The organism is Coprococcus intestinihominis (assembly GCF_040096555.1).
Lineage (GTDB): Bacteria > Bacillota > Clostridia > Lachnospirales > Lachnospiraceae > Coprococcus_A > Coprococcus_A intestinihominis.
On sequence record NZ_JBBMEK010000438.1, the window covers coordinates 1 to 1,399 of the forward strand.

Sequence of the window (1,399 nt, forward strand, 5' to 3'; positions counted from 1 at the left end):
GGAAATTATTGGTATTATTTCAAAAAGGGAACAGGTGTGATGGCAACAGGGTGGACTGTGCAATCTGAAAAACCAGGAAAGCGGTATTATTATAACGATAGAGGGCAGATGCAGTATGGTTGGCAGGCTATCGGCAATAATGCGTATTACTTCGATAAAGTGTATGGTGTTATGAAACCATATACATTTAAAAACTCTAACGGATATTGGTTAGCCTATGATAGAAATGGTAATCTTGTGAAGGATTTACGTTCAGCATTTAATAATGAATCATCATATGTAATTAAAGTTAATAAACCGATGAATACAGTGACTGTTTATATGCAGTATGGGGATGGCTCTTATACTGTGCCGATGGTTGCATTTATTTGCTCTACAGGTGCATCTACACCAACGGGTACTTTCTATACACCAGATAAGTGGAGATGGCTCAGGATGATGGGACCTAGCTGGGGACAGTGGGTAACTCAGATTTCGGGTGATTATTTGTTCCATTCGGTGTATTATAATTCTACAAACAATAATAATAGTCTATCAGTAAGTGCCTACAATAATTTAGGTAAGCAGGTTTCTCATGGATGCATCCGATTAACAGCAGGTGATGCAAAATGGGTTTACGATCATTGTGCGTTACAGACGAAAGTCATTATTTATAGTGATACATCTACATATGGACCATTAGGGAGACCGACGGCTTACAAATTGCCATCATGGCATACATGGGATCCGACAGATCCGAATATGTATTACAAATGTCGACAGCGTGGATGCCATTAAGTGTTTAATTTGTAATTGTTAGATGGGGAGAAATATACAATGAAGAAATGTTTTAGGAGAGGGATTACGGCTCTTTTAATTAGCACAATGTTGGCATCAACAACTACTGTAGCTTATGCATCAGAGATAGAAAATCAAAGTTTGATAGAAACAGAAAAGAATGCAGATCAAGTGACATTAACTGACCCATCATCAGATGCCGCTGTTTTGGAGGATGATGGTGAAAATTATCAAGGTGATTTGTCAGAAAATGTGAATTCACAGAGTAGTCATGATGTACAGCAGAATCAAGATGATTCTATAAGTGCGAGTGATGGCACATTAACTGGTGATAATGCACCACTTCAAAATAGTGAAAACCAGCCTGAGAGTAATACCAGTCAGGAGGAAAATGAGGAAACAGATGCTCCAGTTGAGGAACAGCATGAAGGTTGGGTAGATACTGAAGAAGGAAAGAAATATTATGTTGCTAACACGTATGTTATTGGAGAAAAGTACATAGATGGTTTTTGGTACTATTTTGATGATAATGGAGTAATGGCGACAGGATGGACTGTGCAGGCAGAAAGACCGAACCAACAGTATTACTATGATAACGATGGTAAAATGCATTATGGATGGT

The 1,399-nt window shown here is 38.2% G+C and carries 1 protein-coding gene and 1 pseudogene; both read left to right on the forward strand.

All coding sequences use genetic code 11. From position 1 onward, the window contains the following. Nucleotides 1-777 (forward strand): L,D-transpeptidase family protein (locus WMO25_RS18020; protein ID WP_349086600.1); only part of this gene is annotated, 777 nt, incomplete at its 5' end. Nucleotides 778-816: 39 nt separating this feature from the next. Beyond that, nucleotides 817-1,399, forward strand: a pseudogene (locus WMO25_RS18025) (hypothetical protein); the annotation flags it as partial.